The organism is Bradyrhizobium zhengyangense (assembly GCF_022012555.1).
In the GTDB taxonomy this organism is placed as follows: domain Bacteria; phylum Pseudomonadota; class Alphaproteobacteria; order Rhizobiales; family Xanthobacteraceae; genus Bradyrhizobium; species Bradyrhizobium zhengyangense.
On record NZ_JAKLTZ010000026.1, the window covers coordinates 17,229 to 36,785 of the forward strand.

18 protein-coding genes and 1 pseudogene are annotated in these 19,557 nt (G+C 59.6%); 8 read left to right on the plus strand and 11 right to left on the minus strand.

The genetic code is table 11. The annotated features are described in order from the left end of the window. Positions 1 to 17: 17 nt before the first annotated feature. Positions 18 to 284 (minus strand): hypothetical protein, encoded by a 267-nt coding sequence (locus L6639_RS39850; protein ID WP_237866971.1) that lies wholly within the window; start codon positions 282 to 284, stop codon positions 18 to 20. A gap of 245 nt (positions 285 to 529) precedes the next feature. Further along, complete coding sequence (locus L6639_RS39855) at positions 530 to 850, minus strand: hypothetical protein (protein WP_237866973.1); 321 nt, start codon at positions 848 to 850, stop codon at positions 530 to 532. An 18-nt stretch (positions 851 to 868) separates the two neighbouring features. Between L6639_RS39855 and L6639_RS39860 the strand changes: the two genes are divergently transcribed. Together L6639_RS39860 and L6639_RS39865 are read left to right on the plus strand one after the other, a co-directional pair. Continuing rightward, positions 869 to 1,111, plus strand: a complete 243-nt coding sequence (locus L6639_RS39860; protein ID WP_237866976.1) for a hypothetical protein — start codon at positions 869 to 871, stop codon at positions 1,109 to 1,111. Between the two features lie 57 nt (positions 1,112 to 1,168). Beyond that, the gene (locus L6639_RS39865; RefSeq protein WP_237866978.1) at positions 1,169 to 1,462 is read left to right on the plus strand and encodes a hypothetical protein; all 294 of its coding nucleotides are present in this window, start codon (positions 1,169 to 1,171) and stop codon (positions 1,460 to 1,462) included. A 31-nt stretch (positions 1,463 to 1,493) separates the two neighbouring features. Here the strand turns inward: L6639_RS39865 and L6639_RS39870 are convergent. The 3 genes and pseudogenes from L6639_RS39870 to L6639_RS39880 form a co-directional block, all read right to left on the minus strand. Then, positions 1,494 to 2,827: pseudogene (locus L6639_RS39870) on the minus strand (IS5 family transposase). A 202-nt stretch (positions 2,828 to 3,029) separates the two neighbouring features. Beyond that, positions 3,030 to 3,767 carry a metallophosphoesterase family protein gene (locus L6639_RS39875; protein WP_237866980.1) on the minus strand — a complete coding sequence of 246 codons (738 nt, stop codon included), beginning with the start codon at positions 3,765 to 3,767 and terminating at the stop codon, positions 3,030 to 3,032. Further along, positions 3,764 to 4,078 carry a hypothetical protein gene (locus tag L6639_RS39880; protein ID WP_237866981.1) on the minus strand — a complete coding sequence of 105 codons (315 nt, stop codon included), beginning with the start codon at positions 4,076 to 4,078 and terminating at the stop codon, positions 3,764 to 3,766. The genes L6639_RS39875 and L6639_RS39880 overlap by 4 nt, the downstream gene beginning before the upstream one ends. Positions 4,079 to 4,379: 301 nt before the next feature. Here L6639_RS39880 and L6639_RS39885 point away from each other — a divergent pair, with 301 nt between their 5' ends. After that, positions 4,380 to 5,813, plus strand: a complete 1,434-nt coding sequence (locus L6639_RS39885; RefSeq protein WP_338076579.1) for an undecaprenyl-phosphate glucose phosphotransferase — start codon at positions 4,380 to 4,382, stop codon at positions 5,811 to 5,813. A gap of 54 nt (positions 5,814 to 5,867) precedes the next feature. On the opposite strand, the gene L6639_RS39890 is transcribed toward L6639_RS39885, so the two are convergent. The 3 genes from L6639_RS39890 to L6639_RS39900 form a co-directional block, all read right to left on the minus strand. Beyond that, the gene (locus L6639_RS39890) at positions 5,868 to 6,158 is read right to left on the minus strand and encodes a hypothetical protein (RefSeq protein WP_237866983.1); all 291 of its coding nucleotides are present in this window, start codon (positions 6,156 to 6,158) and stop codon (positions 5,868 to 5,870) included. A gap of 438 nt (positions 6,159 to 6,596) precedes the next feature. Continuing rightward, a complete protein-coding gene (locus tag L6639_RS39895; RefSeq protein WP_249798543.1) occupies positions 6,597 to 8,822 on the minus strand; it encodes a Wzz/FepE/Etk N-terminal domain-containing protein in 2,226 nt (741 codons plus the stop codon). A 21-nt stretch (positions 8,823 to 8,843) separates the two neighbouring features. Further along, positions 8,844 to 9,227, minus strand: coding sequence for a hypothetical protein (locus tag L6639_RS39900; RefSeq protein WP_237866985.1), 384 nt, complete (start codon positions 9,225 to 9,227; stop codon positions 8,844 to 8,846). Positions 9,228 to 9,954: 727 nt separating this feature from the next. Between L6639_RS39900 and L6639_RS39905 the strand changes: the two genes are divergently transcribed. Genes L6639_RS39905 through L6639_RS39920 form a run of 4 tightly spaced genes read left to right on the plus strand, consistent with a single transcriptional unit; the run spans position 9,955 to position 14,751 of the window. Next, entirely contained in the window at positions 9,955 to 11,166 is a 1,212-nt protein-coding gene (locus L6639_RS39905) for an acyltransferase family protein (RefSeq protein ID WP_237866986.1), read from the plus strand. A gap of 7 nt (positions 11,167 to 11,173) precedes the next feature. Continuing rightward, entirely contained in the window at positions 11,174 to 12,517 is a 1,344-nt protein-coding gene (locus L6639_RS39910) for a hypothetical protein (RefSeq protein WP_237866988.1), read from the plus strand. Positions 12,518 to 12,526: 9 nt separating this feature from the next. Further along, positions 12,527 to 13,633 (plus strand): acyltransferase family protein, encoded by a 1,107-nt coding sequence (locus tag L6639_RS39915; protein ID WP_237866990.1) that lies wholly within the window; start codon positions 12,527 to 12,529, stop codon positions 13,631 to 13,633. Further along, entirely contained in the window at positions 13,630 to 14,751 is a 1,122-nt protein-coding gene (locus L6639_RS39920) for an acyltransferase family protein (RefSeq protein ID WP_338076577.1), read from the plus strand. The genes L6639_RS39915 and L6639_RS39920 overlap by 4 nt, the downstream gene beginning before the upstream one ends. A 9-nt stretch (positions 14,752 to 14,760) precedes the next feature. On the opposite strand, the gene L6639_RS39925 is transcribed toward L6639_RS39920, so the two are convergent. Both L6639_RS39925 and L6639_RS39930 read right to left on the minus strand, forming a co-directional pair. Further along, the gene (locus L6639_RS39925; protein WP_237866993.1) at positions 14,761 to 15,873 is read right to left on the minus strand and encodes a glycosyltransferase family 4 protein; all 1,113 of its coding nucleotides are present in this window, start codon (positions 15,871 to 15,873) and stop codon (positions 14,761 to 14,763) included. Between the two features lies 1 nt (position 15,874). Next, complete coding sequence (locus tag L6639_RS39930) at positions 15,875 to 16,708, minus strand: polysaccharide pyruvyl transferase family protein (RefSeq protein ID WP_237866994.1); 834 nt, start codon at positions 16,706 to 16,708, stop codon at positions 15,875 to 15,877. Positions 16,709 to 16,838: 130 nt separating this feature from the next. Here L6639_RS39930 and L6639_RS39935 point away from each other — a divergent pair, with 130 nt between their 5' ends. After that, on the plus strand, positions 16,839 to 18,299 hold the full coding sequence (locus L6639_RS39935) for a lipopolysaccharide biosynthesis protein (protein ID WP_237866995.1): 1,461 nt from the start codon (positions 16,839 to 16,841) through the stop codon (positions 18,297 to 18,299). 28 nt (positions 18,300 to 18,327) lie between these two features. Here L6639_RS39935 and L6639_RS39940 read toward each other — a convergent pair whose 3' ends face one another. Further along, positions 18,328 to 19,452, minus strand: a complete 1,125-nt coding sequence (locus L6639_RS39940) for an acyltransferase family protein (RefSeq protein ID WP_237866996.1) — start codon at positions 19,450 to 19,452, stop codon at positions 18,328 to 18,330. Positions 19,453 to 19,557: the final 105 nt, after the last annotated feature.

Here is a 19,557-nt window from a genome sequence, read left to right on the forward strand (position 1 = left end):
TTTATCTAAGCGCGATGCTAGTGGGAATGGTTCTTGGCATCCGCTTCCGGTTCGTTGTGTTGTTCCCAGCCATTGCCGCTGGGTGCCTCATCGCGGCTCCGATCGCCATCGGCGCCGGTGAAAGTCTGCCAGATGCGGCGCTCTCGATGATCGCGACTGCCTGCCTGCTGCAGCTTGGCTATATCTGTACGTCGCTCATTGCCGCGCCATTTTTCAGTGACGGGGAGCGGAGCGAGGAGCACGAAGCCGAGCCCGTCCGGTTTAATGGAAGCGCCGATCCGCATCGCTCGACATCCAGGTCCGCGGGATGACACACCAGTCCATAGGGCGAGGCTTGACGGCTGTTGCGGGCAACGAGTCCTGATCCGCCATAGGCCCCAAGCGGGTAAGTTGCTACAATAAAGTTGCCGCCGTCATCGAGCGTTACGGCCAAGCGGAATTCCGATAATTTGAAGCCGCTGAAACGCCTCATTGATTGATGAATTGCTTGGCGTGCCTGCTCAAGCCCGCTTTCCATGCCATGCTCGGCTTAAATCGGAGCTGGATCGAACGTGAACAGCGTACCGTGCGGATCGTCAATTTCGTTAGGCCAACAGTTTTGCTGAATGCCGACAGATGACTGAGGATCAGAACTCTTTTTGCCCTCCAATTCGAAGCCGGCGGATGCTGGATCGCCCCCGGCAGCGAATGGAGAACCGGCGATCGTCGTCGTCTCGGCATAACCTTGTAGGAAGGCCGCTCCTTGCTTCTTGCGGGCATTGCACTTCGGATTGAATTGGGTACCAGGAGAAGAAGTAAGCGTCACGCATTGGCGCTTGCTTGGCTCCAGCAGCGAACAATCTTTCAGCACTGGTCAGGATCGAGAATCATGATCTCGACACACTGGTTGCCCTTCATGGGCGTCGCGCTCTCCAAGGATGGTCTCATGGCTTCTGCAATGGCGTCTGCCTCCGTCTCCGTGTTGATTTTCTGCGCCTGCGTCTTTTTGAGCTATGCTCTTCGCGCGCGGCGAAACCAACGGAACATCGCGATTTTTTCCGATCGCTCTTCGCATCGGTTAAGTCGCTCGCCGCGGATTTCGACCTTCGGGCATGCCCGACGGGCGTTCTAGTCTCGTTCATTTGGGCGAAACCTCCCAGGGGTGAGCATCGAGAAGAGACATCAGAGCATGACCGAGGCGAGGAAAGACGCTCCGCGGCGGTACATCGTTAACGAAGCTGGACAGCGCGTACTCGTGGGCCTCACGAACTCGGAAACCATAGAATTCGAGCATCTGGACAACACACCGCAAGTTGAATTCAAGGACGTTTCCGTACCTGGCCGAGCCGAGCTGGAGGAGCATCGCCCCGGCCTCAACGCGAGCGAGCAACGTTGGCTGGAGCTCTACGGCAAACACGACCGGGCCTGGAGCGTTTGGATCGCAGAGAGCCGTGCTCGCTTGCAACCACACGTCCTAAATTAGTCGTTCGTGAAGAACTGGCGCGGTGGCCGGCTCAAGCGAAGTTTCGAGCCGGGACGGTTTGGATGAAGGCTCGAATGATGATGCGCAAGAACTCTGTGAGCCATCGCAGGAGCAGGCTGAAATTATAGCCGGCAGCGGCGAGGACAGCGTTGATGCGATCGCCGAGGCGTCCCTTGAGATAATTGCCGTCCATGCGATGCTCGGCCTTGACGTGGCCGATGACGGGCTCGACAGCCGCGCGACGCATCATCTCGCGCCGGATGGAAGCTGCGACGCGTCGGACTTGGCCCGAGATCCAAACCCTGAACCGATGCGGGTGATTCTGACCGCGGTACCCTTTGTCGACGTGGATACGGCGAGCCTCCACGCCGGTGAGCTTCTCCATGTCGGCGATTACGGGACCGAGCGTGTGCCCATCGAAGGGATTGCCATGCAGGGCCTTGGCGTGGAGCACGAGCTGGCCGCCCTTCGGAGACGTCACGGGGGTGGCGATACTGACCTTGCAGCCGAACTCGTAGGGAGCGCGAGCTTTACCCTTGCCGATGCACTCGACCTCCGGAGCATGTAATGCATAAACCTTTGGGCCGCGCTGATGCTGATCCTGCTGCGCACCTGCTGCGCTAAACCGGGCAACGGACCGAAGCGAGCTTCCAGGACCCTATCGCCATCAATCTTGCGGCGGATGTCGCGGATGATCGGGCCAAGCCGTGTCCGCAGGAACTTGAGTTGGCGCCGGGCGCGCTTGAACTGGTGGGCATGGGTGTAGCGACCGACCATGATGGCGGCGCGCTTTGGCCATGCGCAGATAGCTCTGGCGCAGCGGCACACGGTTGCGCTTGGCCAGCCGGACCAGCTTGATGATTGCTCGATGCATCAGCCGCGCGTCGGTCGGATGCGCAACCGCCTTCGGCTGCACCGTGGTATCGACGACCACCCGTTCCAGATCCTTTGGACCGATAGCGCCGGTCTTGTGCGCCACCGATAGACTTTCCTGGATCAACGCGACGAGCTGTTCCTCCCTGAGCCGCCGGCGCCAGCGTGTCATGGACGATCGAGCGAACGGCAGACGGTGGCAGAAGCTCAATTCGCCGCAGAAGTACTGGTGACAGGCGTTCTCGATCCAGCGAGCGCACAGCATCATCTGACAGGTTGTCCATGTGCTCCAAAATGAACAGGCCGGCGACTAGCCGCGTCGGCAAGCCCGGCTGTCCCGACCCTGCCTGGCACACCGAACTGAATCGCTCATTCAGGATGTTCCAGTCGATCAGCGCTGCCAATCGCACCAGCGGATGACCCATGTCGATGATCTGATCGAGCGCCGGAAGCAACAGGTCTTTCTGGCGATCATCCCCGCGGCTTGCTCATCGCATTCCCCAATGTCGACGACGCCGTCACGAATCACGAATCGCCCAAAAAGCAAAATTCCAAACCGCAAGAAAGCGAAGTCCAACACCCCGCTTTCCTGCAAAATCAGGAACAATTCTGCTTGTTTCTCAGGTCAATCCGCATTCTTCACGGACGACAAATTAGCTGGCAAAGGCTGGGATCCGCGCGTTGCCGCCATCGCTCATACCGCGAGCATACTGCTTCCCTGAATGCTCATCAAAGTAAGATTGCCAGTTGCATAGGCTCCCGTATCGATATTGACGCGATTGGCGAGGAACTCAGCACCGCGGACCGGCGTATGACCATGTACAATATACTTGTCGAACTGCTCGTCGCTCCGCAGGAACTCCTCGCGAATCCAGAGTAGGTCACGCTCCGTCTGTTCGGCCAACGGTACTCCTGGTCGAACTCCGGCATGAACGAAGAAGAAGTCTCCGCAACTGAAGCTCAGCCGCAGGTTGTCGAGAAATTGCAGATGCTCAGGTGGCATCGCTCTAATCAGATCGCGCAATATCGAGGCCGGCTCGTCGCGCTTCAGATCCGGCGGAGCGAGCCCGTAGGACATTAGTGTCTGAGCGCCACCGACGGCAATCCAATCTTCGAACAACGACGGGTCTTCGAAGACCCGCACGAGGAATGCCTCGTGGTTGCCCTTGAGGAAAACTGCATTACCCCGGCGACTCCGTTCAACGAGGATGTCGAGAGTGGCGCGCGTGTCAGGGCCGCGATCGATGTAATCGCCCATGAATATCTCGATCGCATAGCGCGGCCGGCTCCGGGCTACGTCGACGTCGATCACCCGCAACATCGGCTGGAGCAAGTGCGCACAGCCGTGGATGTCCGAGATCGCGTAGATGCGAACTCCGTCCGGCAATTGCGGCTTGCGGCTCGGCGGGCGTGGTCGGATGAGAGATATCATGATGCACAATCGGTCGGGTGGTCGCGATGATTTCCCCAAGTCGCCGGCACCGGAGGGCTTCCATCGGACGCAAACGGCAGCTCGTCGATGGGACAGCGTTGCTGTTCTCCGGCTTGATCGCGCCAAAAGAAGGGCAGGCAATTTTTCCCCGCAGATTCCGAGGCGTGCTGCCCGCATGATCCGGTCCACAAGAATTGCATCGCTTCATTCAGCTGCGCGACAAAGATGCATGCCTCGGCGCGAAAACAAGCATAACCACAGATAGAAATCCTTCGAAATTCTCGCAAACGAATCGCGGCCTTGCTCGCCATGATCGTCCCGCTCAAAGTTGAGCGAGGAATTGCGCAATGAAGCCATGAAGCGTCGGATCGGATGTGGAACTTGACTCAAAATAGGGCAGATCCTTCGATCACATGTCAGCACTGTGACGAGAATTTCTGCCTGTCTATATCGCTCTTCCATTTCAGCATGGTGCATCATTCGTGCGTTGCAAAAGTTTTGCGTGCAGCGCCACAATGTCGCTGCGATCACTGCACACCTTCTCCGAGGAAATTGACGAGTCTTCAGCATCACGATGAGCGTCAGGCACTCTCTCGATACGTAGAGGTTCGAATGGCTGTTGCAACTTATGGTTCTGAGAAGGCTTACTCGCCGTCGTCGTCGCGCGGCACTGCCCTTCAGCGACCATTTCAGATCGTCGTTATCGCTGCTGATTTCCTGCTGATCTTGCTGAGTTATGTGGTCGGCTCCGCCCTCTACAGCTTTGCGACGGCATCTACTGCCGATGGCGCCTCCGTGGGGGCCGGATTGATCGTTGGTCTTGTCTTCGTCGCGGTCGCCTACTTTCAGGACGTCTACGCAACGCACCGCCTGCTGAATCTCGTCTGGCAGATGCGCAAGGCCGTCTTCATCTGGTTGGTGTCGTTGACGGTCCTTGCGGTCGCGGCATTCCTGTTGAAGTCGACGGACAATCTGTCCCGCGGCACAGTGATCGTCTTCGCGGGCATGGGCGGCCTGGGGCTGATCAGTCTCCGCTGCGGTTGGCAGATCGTGCTCGGTACGAGCTTTGCCAGAAGCCGTCTGGTTGACCGAAAGGTAGTGCTTCTAAGTCTCAAGCCGCTCGACTTCACGTCAGGCCGATTCAAGGATCTGCGCAGGAACGGCTTCGATGTTGTGCGTCATTTCGTGCTCGGAATCGACGAAAGCGACAGTGGCCATTGGGAACGGGAAGTTCGGGATGTCATCCGCCAGTCGCGCCTCGCGGATGTCGACGAGTATCTTCTCGCGATCGACTGGGACGAATTGCCGATGCTTCGAAAGCTCGGCCACTACCTGCGAGCGGTACCGCAGCCTGTGCGGCTTTTGCCGGATGATTCCATCGCCGATATCGTCTCACGCCCGTTCCTGCCGGTCAGCGGGACCGTGGCGGTGGAAATTCAGCGGCCGCCGCTGAGCATCTTCGAACGTTTGCAAAAGCGCTTCCTCGACGTCGGCGTGGCGATAGTCGCGCTCGTCGTACTGACGCCACTGCTGCTGACCGTCGCCATGCTGATCAAGCTGGATTCGCCTGGAACCGTCATCTTCCGGCAGTCGCGCCGCGGTTTCAATGGCAAGCCCTTCGAGATCTGGAAGTTCCGGACGATGACCGTTTCCGAAAATGGTGAGACCATCGCCCAGGCGACCAAGAAGGATGCGCGAGTCACCAAGATCGGGCGCTTCCTTCGCATGACGAGCATCGACGAATTGCCGCAGCTCTGGAACGTCTTACGGGGCGATATGTCTCTGGTCGGGCCGCGGCCGCACGCCCTGGCTCACGACAATTACTATGACGAGCTCATCAGCACATATGTCTACCGCCATCACATGAAGCCTGGTCTGACCGGCTGGGCTCAGGTCAACGGCCTGCGCGGGGAGACACCGACGATCGATCTGATGGAAAAGCGGGTCGAATATGACGTCTGGTACGTCAGCAATTGGAGCATCTGGCTCGATCTGAAGATCATGGCGCGGACAGCGTCAGCCGTGATGTTCCAGGAGGCGTATTAGGCCGTCGATTACATCAAGCCAGGAACTCGTCGGATAGCTGGGGCTGCGCTCCGGCTATCTGCCGTCTTGCCGCGTCTTCCCGAACAGCCGCATGATCGCATCGCGCAGCGCAAGCAGGGGCGGGACCAGCACGAAGAACGCTCCCATCGCGACCGACGCGACCACGTGGCGGAGGGAGAACGGCTCGTCTTGCTCAAGTTCCCGCCGGCTCGGATCGACGGGCGCCGGAGAAAGAGTCGTCGCGAGGGGCCCCGACCGCCGCGGTTTGCGGGGGGGAACCACGATCAACACGAACAGGATGTTGAGCAGTAACCAAACTGACAAAACAGTGAGGAGGATCAGCATCCGAACCCACCAGAAACGAGCAATGAGTATGAGCTCAACTTAGCCTCAGGGAACTCGAAAGAAAAGGCGTCTAAGCCTGCGGCTGCCGATCATCACTAAAGATCAGGAAAGTGTGGCGGCGACCAGATGGCGCCTCTAACCATCTCGCGACCGCCGGTTACCCGTCAATCCCGGCGTTCAGCTAAGGTAATGTTGGCGGGATGTGGATTCCGGACGAATACGGAGTTCGGCTCGTGCCGGCCCCAGGCGTTGCTCTCCGCGCGTTTTGCCCGCGGCAGCGCTCAAATCCGCGTGCGTGAAAACGGGGCGACCCGCTGGTTTCGGAAGGCGGGCTGATGAAAACGGTCGGCTCACGAGGAGCCGGCGGACTGTTCCGGTGAGGCGGCCTACCGAAGACCGCGAGCCGGATTGCTCGAGCTTTGCGAGGCGGGTGGCAGCTCAGGCGTGCTCCACATAGTAGCTGTTATGGTGCTTGCCCTTGTAGGCCTCGATGCGCTTGAGCATCTTCGGGTTGGCGCGGTTAAGAACGGCCCCCAGCAGCTTCTTCTGAAGGACCTCCGAGCCTGAAATGGACTCCTGTAGCGCCGAGCGCGTCGTCTGTCCCCATTCGATCACGTAGACCATGGCATCGATGAGCGGGCTGAAGGCCTTGGAGTCAGCCACTGGCATGACCGGCGCAAGATCGATCACGATGTACTCGTAATGCTCCCTCAACGATTTGAGCAGCTCGGCCATGGCCTTTGAGCCGATCACATCCGCCGAATTGACCATGCGCGACGCGACGACTGACGGTAGGAAATCCAGACCTGTCTCCTTGCTGCGCTGCACATGATAACCGAGGCTGGCCGGGTCGTTCAACGTCTCGACAAGTCCCGTCTTGGCATTGGGCGCGAGCTCACGGGTCAATGAGCGCGTGTGCAGGTCGCCGTCGATCAATAGGGTGGGGTGCCCCGTGAGGGCGACCAACTGGGCGAAATTCGCCGCGACTGTGGTTTTCCCTTCCTTTGGCAACGATGACACGATGCCGATGACCTTGAGCTCGCGGCTGAGGCGCGCGACATCGATCGATACCTTGATGTTGCGTAGCGTTTCTGCAAACCGGGAGAACGGATGGTCGACGACGTAGCGGGACAGATCCGGAGCGGTGCTCTTGGAGGACGTCGAGAGCAACGCAGTTGTCGGCCGGCGAATATCAGGAAGCACGCCGAGGCACTTCACGCCGAGCTCCTCCTCGACCTCGCCGGGGGTCCGCAACACGTCGCTCAAGAATTCGCGGCCGAAGGCGATTCCAAAGCCGAGACAAAGGCCGCCGACCAGGCCTCCCACCAGCGCCAGGACCGACCGCGGCGAACTCTTGCGGTCGGGTTTGGTTGCCGTGCTGATCAGGCGTGCCTCGCTGATCGGAAAGCTCTGGTTTTGCGTAGCGCTTTGCAGCTTTTCAAGGAAGTTGTTGTAGAGATTGCGATAGGTGTCGGCAGCGCTCTCGAGGTCGCGCAGCTTGACTTCCGCCTGACCAGTATGACCGGCCTGGGCGACGAGATCCTTCATGTTATTCTCGAGAGAGGCCTCGCGGCTCTTTGCGATCTCATAGTCGCTGCGATAGGCATCGCCGATCCGATGAAGCTCGTCGGCAATGTTCTTGCGAATTTCTTCCATCTTGTTGGCAAGATTGACCGCCGCAAGATGGGTCTTACCGTACCGCTTGGACCAATCGGCATATTGCGCCTGGAGGTCGAGATATTGGGCGCGCAGGCGCGTGATAACTGAGTTGTTAAGCGCGTCCGTAACCGTCGATTGTGCGACATCCTGATCTGAGATCGAATTGATCCGATCTAGGCGGGCTTTGGCCTCAGCGGTTGCCGCCCGCGCCTGAACTAGCTGAGTGTTCAGATCCGACAGCTGTTGCTCGGACATCAGGCCGCGACTGGTGCCGACGATATTGTGCTCGGCCTTGAAGCTCTGCACGGCGCGATCGCTGGCGGTCGCCTGCTCGCTCAGCTCGACGCTTCGCTGCTGCAGCCATTCGGTCGCACGCTTGGTGGACTGATATTTGGCCTCGAGCGCGCCCACGATATAGGCATCAGCAATCGCATTTGCGATCTTGACGGCCTTGTCCGGCGAGGGAGCCTTGTAGCTGAGAGAGAGCACATAGGTCTGCAGGACGCGCTCGACCCTGAGATTCTTCTGGATCACCTCGACTACGGCATGCTCGATGCGATCTTGCGACGGTGGCTCGCCGGATTCGAACAGCGACATGATCTTGCCAAGGACGATGGCGAGAGCGCCTGGATTGGAACCATTGAAATCGGGGTCTTCGGTCAGATGCAGGCGGCGAACGACCGACAGGATGAGGTCGTCCGAATTGATGACCTCGACCTGGCTGTCGACAAAGCCGGTATCGATGAGAGCGCTGTTGGTTCCACTATCCTTGTCCAGAACCTGGGTCTGGCGCGTGTCCATCATGATACGGGCATTTGCCGTGTACATTGGCTGCGCCGTGACCAAATAAACCAGCACCAGGGCAAGCGCGGCCGCGACGCAGGTCGCGATGATCGGCCATTGGCGGCGGAGCACGTCGGTCACGCGCTCGAAGCTCAGAACAGCCCCGCCAAACTCGATGGCAAACCTATGACCCGACTGAAACTGTTCTCTGGGCTGATACATTTGCGGACAGCTGCCTTATGGTCACTGAGGAATGGGAACGGGCTTGAACGGATCGGACAATTCCGTCTTCCATTCCCCTTCGAGGAGCGCTCCGCCCCTTGAGGGTTGCGTCGAGGTCTTGTCACGTGGTTGCGGTGGCGCGCCGGAATCGTCCTCTCCCACGGCGGAATAGCCTGCCTGCACGGAAAGATCGCCGATCCGTTTCGTAAAATCCCTGATCTTGCGCGCGGCATCTGGCTTCGTCGTCGTGCATCTGGCTTCTGCCAGCCGAAGCGCAGAGCCGATCGCCGAACGATCGTCGGAAGTCGATTCGGTAATGAGTGTCTGCACCGACGGCAACAGGGAAGGATTGGTGGCGACATAGGTGGAGAGCCGGTACTTCAGCTTCTCCTTGTCGTTGCGCAACCGTTCCAAAAGCGACGAGGGCGATTTGACGAATGCGTCGAGATCGATTTGCGAGGCGCGGTCCGAGAACTCGACGCACTGAGCCTGGCAGGGGCCGAGACTCGCCGCGATCAATGCTGATGATGCTACGAAGATTGGCAGCCACATTGGCTTCGATCGACGGCGTGATGATCCGCAGCCCATTCGTGTCCCTTCATTCTGCTTACGAGCGCGAGCGAAATCTGACAGGTAACTGTGTCAAATTTTGTGCGGCGCAAAAGTTGGTTCAATCAATCGTATCGGTGGCAACATGCAGGCTTCCTTGCCTGCGGTTGCATAACGAGGAGTTGCAATGCCTGAGAGATTGGCAGTTTGCGCTCACGAATGTTGCAGACTGAAGATTCATGAGGCGAACCCGATGTCGCGAAGCTGACATATCCGCCGACGCGCGATTTTGTTCCAATCGATATGAGATAAATTCGCGCGACGCGTTCCAGAGCATCGCAACAACGCCGGATTTCGCGCAAACTTTGCTCGCAAATGTCCGCAAGCATGAATCGATCGCGTCGAGATCATCGCGCAATCGAGAAAAGTGGCGCGAACTTGTCCTCCGCATGTCGGAATGAGTCGCGAGCGATGAATTTGCAGTCGATCGTCATGCATCAGCAGCACGTCGTTGATCTCGAGGATTGAAAGCGTGCGCGATGTCCTACAGAGTGCTGCGGTGCAATAGCTACGGAATGTGGATGTGACGGAGTCGGTTCATCGAGAGAAAGCGCATGTCCTGCCGCTCGACAGTATCAGGGGTATCGCGGCCACATCCGTGGTGATCCACCATCTCCTGCTGATGCCGACATTCCTCGCGATATTCCCCCACAATGCGTGGATCGACTGCTCGTTCTTCCGGAGCTCGTGGCTGCTTGTCGACCTGTTCTTCGTTCTCAGCGGAATGGTGATGTCGCTCAGCTCCGTCGAGGGTGAGTTCGGGCGCTTCTCGTTGCGCGACTTCATGGTGCGACGTCTGGCGCGCGTCTATCCACTGCATATCGTGATGCTGGCCGCGAATCTGCTGTTTCGCCTTCTGCGCATCAGTCTGGTCATGGCTGGTCTCGTGGTCGCAGCGCCCGCCGCCTTCGAGGTGAACAACTCCTACTCGTTCCTGCTCAACGTCTTTCTTCTGCACTCGATCGGGTTCGTCGACTATCTCAGCTGGAATGCGCCGAGCTGGAGCATCAGCGTCGAGTTCTATACCTATCTTGTCTTTGGCCTGGTCGTCCTGCTGGCCCAGCGCATGCGCTCGCTGTCGCTGTTCTATGCGCTCTCGGGACTGATCGCGGCCGGAAGCCTGGCCTTCATCGTGTTCGTGTTGGACAAGAAGAGCCTCGGCCTGCAGACCGATTTCGGCATTCTGCGCTGCTTCGTGAGCTTCTTCCTGGGCGTGCTGACGGTGAGGGTGGTTCGGCGGTTGCCCGGCAAGCCGGGGCCGGTCGCGCAAGGCATCATGCAACTGGTTGCCATGATTGCCAGCGTCGTTCTCGTGAGCATGGTCGAGGCCTATCCGGCCGCCAGCTTCCTTGCGCCGCTGATTTTCTCGGTCTTCCTCGGCAGCCTGCTGGCGTTTCCTGAGGCGCTGTTGGTCCCCCGGATGCTGGTGACCAAGCCTCTGGTTTGGCTCGGGCGCAGGTCCTACTCAATCTATATGGTGCACGCGTTGGTGGTGCTGTTCGCCGAATATTTCGTGCGAGCGCTCGGGGCATCGCGAATTGCAGCATTCGATGCGATCCGGCCGGGTTTGCCTGCGACGCTGAATCTCATCGTGTCACTCGCCGCGGTGTTCGTGGTGTCGCACTACACCTACCGCTATGTCGAGATTCCCGGCGGCAAATTCCTTCGCAACCTTCTTGGACGCCGGTCCGGTTTTTCGGCTGCGCCCGCGCCGTCGGCGCGGCTGACCAACTGAGCTGCTTATGACTGCGCTTGCCCTGCATCGTCCGCGGATCACGTTGATCAGCCTCAACATCGAGGCGATCGCGCTCGGCACTTATCTGATCCGGGACGCCTTCGGCGGCGTGATCCGTTACGCCACCAGCATTCTTCACGTGGATCCGCTCTGGTACCTGCCGGACGGCATCGCGCTTCTGTGCCTCGTCCAGTTCATCATCCATTGTGTCCTGCGTAATCGCAGCACGTTGGCGACGCTGACATTCCTGCAGATCATGCTCTCGATCGTGCTCGGCTATTTCATGCTGGGAACCGGCAACGCGGCGGTATCGTCCTTCAAGATGATGCTGCCGGTGTTCGTCGGCTTCTGCTTCTGCGATTCGAGCCTGGGCTCCTACCGAAAGCTGCTCTCGGTTATCGCCGTGACCTTCTATCTTTCGGTGATTGGCGTGATCCTGACCAAGTACTACGTGATGCCCTGGGTCGGATATAAGTACGAATCGTTTGGTGCCGTCCGGGAGGCGGGTCGGTTGTGGTGGGCCTATGGCGGAGACGATCAGCGTCTGATGGGCTTTGCCGCCGACAACACCATGGCGGCCTTCTTCATCCTCGTTTCGTTCGCGATCACGTCGATTCGCAAAAGCACGCCGTGGTGTCTTCTGTTCGGCTCCATCGCCGTCTACACGATCCGCCTAACCACCAGCAAGACGACGATGATCGTCCTCGTGCTCTACCTGGTGCTGCTGGTGCTTGTCCGCATGCTGCCGCAGCGGTCACGCTTCCCTGCGATCCGGACCATCGCATTGTGGTCGTTCGCGTCGATCTTTGTTCCGTTCTTCATGATCGTGGCTGCGTCGGGAACTGCGGCGATACCGCATTCGACATTGTTCAGCATCCTGGATCGCATCAACAACAGCTGGCAGCTGCCGTTTGTCTACATGAGCCAGCTGATGCCCATCGGGCTGGTGACGGGCTGCGGCGCCGGATGCTTCAACTATCCGCAGAAGCTGTTCTCGCCGCTCGCGTCATTTTGGGTGCCCGTCGATAATTTCTACATCGGGACCTATCTGATGTTCGGCCTGCCTTTCGTCGCCTTCATGATCATGGTGTTCCGGGCAACGTTCGGGGCAACCGACGTGTACAAGCTGACGCTCATCTTTGTCGTCAACTTGTTTACGATCACGGTCCTGAATTATGGCCCGGCATCCGGACTTCTGATCATCGCATTGAGCTTCAGCGAGGTGTTTTCCAAGCGGGCGACGGTCGCGCGAGCCAGTGACGTAACTCCGGTTCAGCTGCCGCGGCCGATCCGTCCGCTGGATGGATTCGACCCTGATGTGCCTGGAACGGCGCTGGGCGCGGGCAGGTGAGATCAGATCATGCATAAAAGGCTCGCATTCATTGATACGCTGCGCGGCATCGCCGTGCTGTCGGTGCTGTTCCAGCACGTGCTCGAAGTGATCGTGCAGAAGCACCCGACCGGCGCGTATTATTGGATGTTTCACGACATCATCGGCTACTACATGAACTTTGGACGATTCGGGGTCGTCCTGTTCTTCTTCGTCAGCGGCTTCGTGATCCCGTTCAGCTTTCCGGACAGCGCGACACCCGTCCGCGATTTTGCAATCAGCCGTTTCTTCCGGCTCTATCCGGCCTATTGGACCTCGATCGTGATCGGGCTCGCCACGATGCTGGTGCTGGATGCCACGGTCTTTCCCGCCTCGCAGGTCATTGCCAACGTGACCATGCTGCAAACATTCGCCAACATCCCGAACCTCTGGGTCTTCTACTGGACGCTGGCCATCGAGCTGCTGTTCTACGTCAGCTGCACCATCCTGTTTGCCCTGGGGCTCCTGAACAGGCGCTTCACCGCGGTGACGATTGTCGCTGCCGCTGCGGTGATCGGGACCGTTGCCGCGCTGTTGATCGCAAACAGGACGGTCTCCTCCCTGATGGAGGTCGGGCTGAATCTCTCTGCGATGTTCCTAGGCAAGATTGTCCGCGACGCCGTGATCGGCGGCAAGCTGCGCTGGGTTCATGTCGCTGGCTGCACGCTTCTCTATGCGATTTTCGCGGCCGTGCTGTCCGACAGGCGGTTCGGAGGCGTCTATCAGGAAAACTTCTTCTACAGCTATTCGATCGGATCGGCCTATATCTGCGCGGCTCTGGTCTTCATGGTCTTTGCCGCGTTCGGCGAGCGAATGGCCTGGCGCCCGATGGCGTTTGTCGGTGTGATCAGCTACTCGGTGTATCTGATGTCACCGTTCGTGATCGTCTGGGTCCATCGCCTGGTGTGGTTCGGTGATGGTCCGCTGGGGTGGTCCGTTTTCGCGATCCTCATCGCGGCGTTATCGATCCTGGTCAGCTGGACCACGTTTTCTCTGGTCGAAAAGCCGTCGATTTCGTTCGGACACCGATTCCGTTCCGAACGCCGGCGGCGCCCAGCGCTTGAGCCGACCCTCAGCACGCAGGGGGCCGCGGAGTGAGCGGAACGGCGAGGCAACCGGACGTGAAATATGACGGATCGTTCGTTCCGTCCGTCCAGGGTCTTCGCGCTATCGCCGCCCTGAGCGTGTTGATGGATCATTTCTACGACATGCCAAAGGGTGGCGTGTACGACATCCCGAACCCCGGCTTTCTGCCGCCGCTCTGGCCCTGGCTCCAGTCAGTGATCAACGTCGGCGGGCACGGCGTCGAGCTGTTCTTCATGATCAGCGGTTTCCTGATTCCCGCGAGCCTCGTACGGCATGGGTCGCTGTCCCGCTTCTTCTTCGATCGCGTGCTTCGCATCATGCCGGTCTTTCTCGTGCTGCATGTTGCGCTGTTCGTGATCGGGCCGATCGTCGGCTACAAATTCTTCCGCGGAATCGATGTCGGCAGCTATCTCGGCATCTTCATCGCGAACCTGTTCTTTCTGCAGGATGCATTCGGTCTTCCCGCCGCACAGCAAAATGCCTGGACCCTGACTTACGAGTGGGCATTCTATATCTGGTTTGCGCTCACCTTCGCCGCGTTGCGCTTCAGTGGCCGGATGGTGGCGGCGCCGTTGATCTTGCTTGGCCTCGCCTGTGTCCTGCATTGGCCGATCACGGCCTTTTTCTGCATCGGCATGTTCTTCAGCTCCACCGGATTCCGGTTTCCGGTCTCGGGCCGGGTTGGGCTTGCTGCCGGTGTGGCTTGCGCCGTCGCCATGTATGCGAGCCTGGTGCTGTTTCATCCCTTCGTTGCGTTGATCCCCGGGTTCCTGCTGTTCGGCATGGTTCTCGCCCCCGGCTCGGGCATCGGGAACGCGCTGAGCGCGCCGCCGCTGCAATTTGTAGGAAAGATCAGCTACAGCCTTTATCTGGTGCACCCCTTTGTGCTGTTTCCGCTGCAAGTGGCGGGGCTGAAGCTCGTCGCGATGGGTGCTGACCGCTGGCTGCTCTGGTTCGCATTCATCATCTTGGGGGCAGTCGCATCGCTGGCCGCGAGCGCGATCAGCTACCAGCTGATTGAAGTCAGGCTGAGGCGCGTCCTGGACGGCGCACTACGAGGGCTGGTGTTCGGGCCGCTCGACAAGATGGAGCAGCCGCTCCCACCAGCAAGCGGTGCCGTCAGGCGGTGACGCCGGCGATCAGGCGCTGACGCCGGCGACACGACGATAGGTCGTAAACAGACGTTCGGCGATGTGATCCCAGTTCAGCGATCCCTCTGCCGTCTGCCGTGCTCCCTCCGTCAGGCTTGCAGCGAGCGGCCTGGACGTCAGGACACGCTCCAGGGCATCGGCCAGCGCTTCAGCGTCGGCAGGCGGTACGAGCAGGCCATTGACACCGTCCGTGACGACATCGGGAATGCCGCCGATCGCACTTGCGACGACGGGGCGTTGATTGCCAAAGGCAGATGCCAGCACGCCGCTCTGCGATGCATCCTTGTAAGGCAATGCGACGACTTCAGCCGATTGGAAGAGGGTGCTGGTATCTTCGGCCGAGACATACGTGTCGATGGCGTTGACCGATGCCATATCGGCCATCCGCGCGCCAAATCGCTTCATCTCGGGGCCGCGACCGGCAATAATGGCCTGATGACGTACGCCGCGCTTTGCAAGCACATCGATTGCGTCAAGGAAGACGTCGAGGCCCTTGTAGGCCCACATGCGTCCGAAGAAGAGGATGCGGCCCTCGACCGGCTGAATTGGCGCGCTGTTGGCGGAGGGGACCATCAACACGCCATGCATGGAGGACGTCACTTCGCCGCGATAACCGGGCGATGCGCGGGCAAAGTCCGCCACGCAGCTCGGTCCATGCACCGTCACATGTGTGGCACCGGCACGCATGCGGTCCCGCAGCCGCTCTTCACTTGTATTCGTTCCCGAGCCGCCCTCGGAGTGCGGAATGGCGTCATGCACGGTGAGGACGCGCGGAAGGCTGGTGAGCCGGAGCAGCTCCATCAGCCCAGCGGTGAAATATTCCGGGCATTCGTGACAATGAACCACGTCGGGCCGGAACGCGAGGATATCGAGAAACGACCGTGGAAGTCCGATGGCGCCGGATCGACGCAGGCTCAGATCCCGAATTCGCGTGTCGAACGATGCGGGCGCTGGAATCCAGTCCAGATTCCATTGTTGATTGGCGTCCTTCCGATTGAGCACCAGCCGGACGTCGCAATGCTTGGCCAATGCAGCGGCCAGTCGATAGGAATATTCGGCGAAATGCGGGGCATAGATCGCCACCCTGAAGCGCCTGGTCATATCAGAATGTCTCGCGCCAGAGATCGATCGGGAAGGCGTCCATCAAGGATTCGTGGTTGAAGCTGAGCGGCGCTGCGCCGCCCATCTCCCGGCCTTCCTCGAGGCTGGAGGCGAATTCAACGTCGAAGCGGCCGGTGCCTTCATAATAGTCACGATACTTGAATTCGGCTTCGCCATCGCTGAGGCGCACATATCGAGCGGGAATTCCGTAGGCTTCCGCGACGATCAGACCGTGCAGGGAACTCGCCAGCACAAGGTCTGCCTCGAGAATGGCCTCAATGCGTCGATTCCATGATCCCAGCGGGCTGACCACATGGGGCGAGCCGTGATCGATCATGTTGAGGTCGTGCAGGTTCGGCACAAAAATCCACGGACGAACGTGGCGGCGTTGAAAGCGATCAGGGAACAGGCGTGGCAGAAGCAACGCTGGATCGCCGAATACATCAGGCACGGAGAGACCGCGCCGCCGGAGAATTTCCTGGGTGCGAGGACCGCGCACCGCGCGAACATCCAGCGTTTGAACGCGACGATTGAGATCGTTCTGGCCCGGGCGCCCGTTGATGCCGCTGCCCCAGATCACGTCATCGTTGCGTGCGTAGTGCAGAACCGAGCCGATCGCAAACATCCGTGCTTGTCGCAACGTTTCGTCTGCAAGCGTATACCCGCTGCGTCGAAGCTGTTGTTCCACCACGACGAGGGACAAATAGTCGCCAAAATTGATCGTTCCATCATCAGGTCGCCAAAAAAATAGCTCTACATGCGGATAAGGCAGTTGTTGAACAAAGTCACAGCCGACCTCGTTGATCAATCTACGCAGATTGGCTCGAATATTCATGCGTCCTCGGATGGCAGATGCTATCTTGCAGACAATGTCTTGCGAAAGAGGCGACTCTTGGACCGTTCGAGCGGTGCCGGTGCATCGTTAGCCCGCACATACCTAGTCTGAACTTATGACAAGCCTCCAATTGAGCAGCGAGCCTTCGGTAACGTCACGCTCGATCGCTTCCGGCGTCATCTGGTCCACCCTCGATTCCGCGGTGGGGCAAGCGCTGACGCTCGCCATCTACGTGATCATGGCGCGGCTGCTGTCGCCGCAGATCATCGGCCTCGTGGCGACAGGTGCGCTGGCACTGGATTTCTGCCGGGCTGTTCTGATCGAGAGCATCGCGATCGCGGTCCAGGCGCGCGCCCAGCCGAAAGACGAGGACTACAACGCATCGTTCTGGTTGATTGCGGCCTTTTCGCTGGTTGCCGCGGCACTGCTCTTCGCCACCAGTAGTGGCATCGAGCGTCTGTCCGGCCTGGAAGATCTCGCCGTCGTGCTGAAAGGCTTTTCCGTCGTGGTTGCCGTGCAGGGGCTATCCCGCACCCACGAGGCCTGGCTGACGCGCAATCAGGTCTTCCGTTCGCTCGCCCTTCGCACGCTGTTCTCCATCACGCTCGGAGGTGCCATCGGCATTGCCCTGGCCATCAGCGGCTACGGCGTGCTTGCCCTCGTCGGCCAGCTGGTCACGACCTCGCTCGTGTCCTTGGTCAGCCTTTGGACGTTGACGCCGTGGCGTCCCGGCTTCCGCTTCAGCCGCCGCGAGGCGATCGAGCTCATCAGTTACGGCCGCTATGTAGCGCTCACGGGCATCACGAACTTCGCCAACGCCAATTCGGATCTCCTTTTCGTGACCTGGTACACGGGGGCGGCTGGCGCCGGCTTCTACAGCCTCGCCAAGCGGCTCGTGAATGCGGTCAGCACGGTGATCGGAAATGCGTTGAACCGCGTGTTCTTCGCGACGATCGCGGGCCTTCAGCACGACCGCAAGGCCTCAAGCGAGGCGCTTCTCGATTTTGTCATGTACACCTCGCTCCTGACGGCGCCGATCTTCGCCGGGATCGCGGCGTTGTCGCCCGATCTCATCCTTGCATTCTTCGGCGCGAAGTGGCTCGAGTCCGCACCGCTCCTATCGATCATCTCGGTGACAGGGTTCTTGACGACTATCGGGCTCTACAATCATTCGGTCATCCTGGCGTTCGGCAAGCCGCATTGGCAGACCTGGCTCACCCTGATTTACGCAGCGTCCAACATCGCGATCTTCATTGCAGCCGCACCCTTCGGTTTGGTCGCCATTGCGGTCGGCTATGTGGTGCGCGCCGTGCTGCTGTATCCTCTGTCGGCCGGAGCGTCATTGCGCATCTTGTCGATCGCCGTGCGGCGCTACGCGCGCGCGCTGGTGCCGGCGTTCGGCAGTTCGGCGCTCATGGCGGCGGTGGTCGTCGGGGCATCCCATAACTTGCCAGCGCTATCGCCCTGGCTCCGCCTTGCATTGCTGACATCGCTCGGCGCTGCCGTCTATCTCGCCGCGGTGCTGCTGACCGCGCGACCGGCGGCACTTCGGGTCTGGCACGAAGTCTCGATCCGGCTTCGACGGTCCTAGATGCGCTCTTGTGGATGGGAGACGGCGGTCAACCTGGCCCTGTTGGCCGCAGCTCCAGTGTTTCGGCCAGCGCGGGCTCGGGAGCGACGGGACGCCTGGTTTCGGCGGCCGGTGCAAGACGATTGATCAATTTTCGCGCCGGATTCTCGATGAGGACGTAGGTCAAATCAGCCGCGATCGTGAGAATGAGGCAGCAGGCCAGCGCGAATATCGGAAAGACGCCTGGTTGCAGTCCGAGCTGATGCCAGACCGGCTTGAACACCAGGATCAGCAAGAGTTCGTGCAGCATGTAGATGGCGTAGGACGTGTTGCCGAGGCGGCCGAGCCAGGTCGCGCCGGGGAACCGGACAAATGCGCTTTCGCCGACGGCGGTCAGCAGGATAGCCAGCGAGAACAGAACGATTGCGAGATCCGGCTTGGCAAAAACGTTCAGGATCAGAATCGAGGCGAGGAATACGCCAATTCCTGCGATGGCGACCGGCTTGCTGCCTCGATTGCGGAATTGCTTGAACAGAAGCGCGAGCAGAATGCCGTTCAGGAAGCTCGGAAGCGCCCGCAGCATGCCATAATCGAAATTGGCGCCATACATTTGCGACCGATCCTGCCAGATCGGCAGGTGACCATGGGCCAGCACGGCGTACAGGATCGCCACGATGACGGCGAGCGTCAGAGCCGAGACGCGCCCGGCCAGCAGCATCAGGAGCGGGAACAGCAGGTAGCAGAATAGCTCCGCGCTGATCGACCAGGACGGCGAGTTGAAGCTGAGATGATCGGTAACGCCCCAAGCCTGGACGAGAAGAGCATTGTGGATGAAGTCCAGCGTGCTCGCATGCGATGTCGGGCCCTGGATTCCGATCCAGGCGAGCATGACGAAGGCAAGCAAAGTCAGCAAGTGCAGGGGATAGATCCGTGCAATCCGCCGCACCAGAAAGCGGGCGTAGCCGCGGATTCCGATGGAACCGGCCGGATAGGAATACGAGATCACGAATCCCGAAAGGATGAAGAACATGTCGACGAACAGCCCATATGAACCGTTCCACGCCGGCGAGATGCCCTTGTCGATGTTCTTCAGATGAAAAATAAAGACGCCGAGCGCTGCGACGAACCGATAGAAATCGAGAACGACAAAGCGAGTTTGTTCGCGGACTTCCATCTCGATGTCGAATTCCCTGCGAGTTGTGATGTCCTTCTAGAGTCGAATTGTGACGCAAGTTCGCAAGTCGCGCATGTCCTTCGCGGCAACACGGCGTCAATGATC

Coding starts and splice junctions, on each gene's coding strand:
- L6639_RS39850 (WP_237866971.1), bottom strand. CDS start 284: ATGCGGATCGGCGCTTCCATTAAACCGGACGGGCTCGGCTTCGTGCTC.
- L6639_RS39860 (WP_237866976.1), top strand. CDS start 869: ATGATCTCGACACACTGGTTGCCCTTCATGGGCGTCGCGCTCTCCAAG.
- L6639_RS39865 (WP_237866978.1), top strand. CDS start 1,169: ATGACCGAGGCGAGGAAAGACGCTCCGCGGCGGTACATCGTTAACGAA.
- L6639_RS39875 (WP_237866980.1), bottom strand. CDS start 3,767: ATGATATCTCTCATCCGACCACGCCCGCCGAGCCGCAAGCCGCAATTG.
- L6639_RS39880 (WP_237866981.1), bottom strand. CDS start 4,078: ATGGCGAGCAAGGCCGCGATTCGTTTGCGAGAATTTCGAAGGATTTCT.
- L6639_RS39885 (WP_338076579.1), top strand. CDS start 4,380: ATGGCTGTTGCAACTTATGGTTCTGAGAAGGCTTACTCGCCGTCGTCG.
- L6639_RS39890 (WP_237866983.1), bottom strand. CDS start 6,158: ATGCTGATCCTCCTCACTGTTTTGTCAGTTTGGTTACTGCTCAACATC.
- L6639_RS39895 (WP_249798543.1), bottom strand. CDS start 8,822: ATGTATCAGCCCAGAGAACAGTTTCAGTCGGGTCATAGGTTTGCCATC.
- L6639_RS39910 (WP_237866988.1), top strand. CDS start 11,174: ATGACTGCGCTTGCCCTGCATCGTCCGCGGATCACGTTGATCAGCCTC.
- L6639_RS39915 (WP_237866990.1), top strand. CDS start 12,527: ATGCATAAAAGGCTCGCATTCATTGATACGCTGCGCGGCATCGCCGTG.
- L6639_RS39925 (WP_237866993.1), bottom strand. CDS start 15,873: ATGACCAGGCGCTTCAGGGTGGCGATCTATGCCCCGCATTTCGCCGAA.
- L6639_RS39930 (WP_237866994.1), bottom strand. CDS start 16,708: ATGAATATTCGAGCCAATCTGCGTAGATTGATCAACGAGGTCGGCTGT.
- L6639_RS39940 (WP_237866996.1), bottom strand. CDS start 19,452: ATGGAAGTCCGCGAACAAACTCGCTTTGTCGTTCTCGATTTCTATCGG.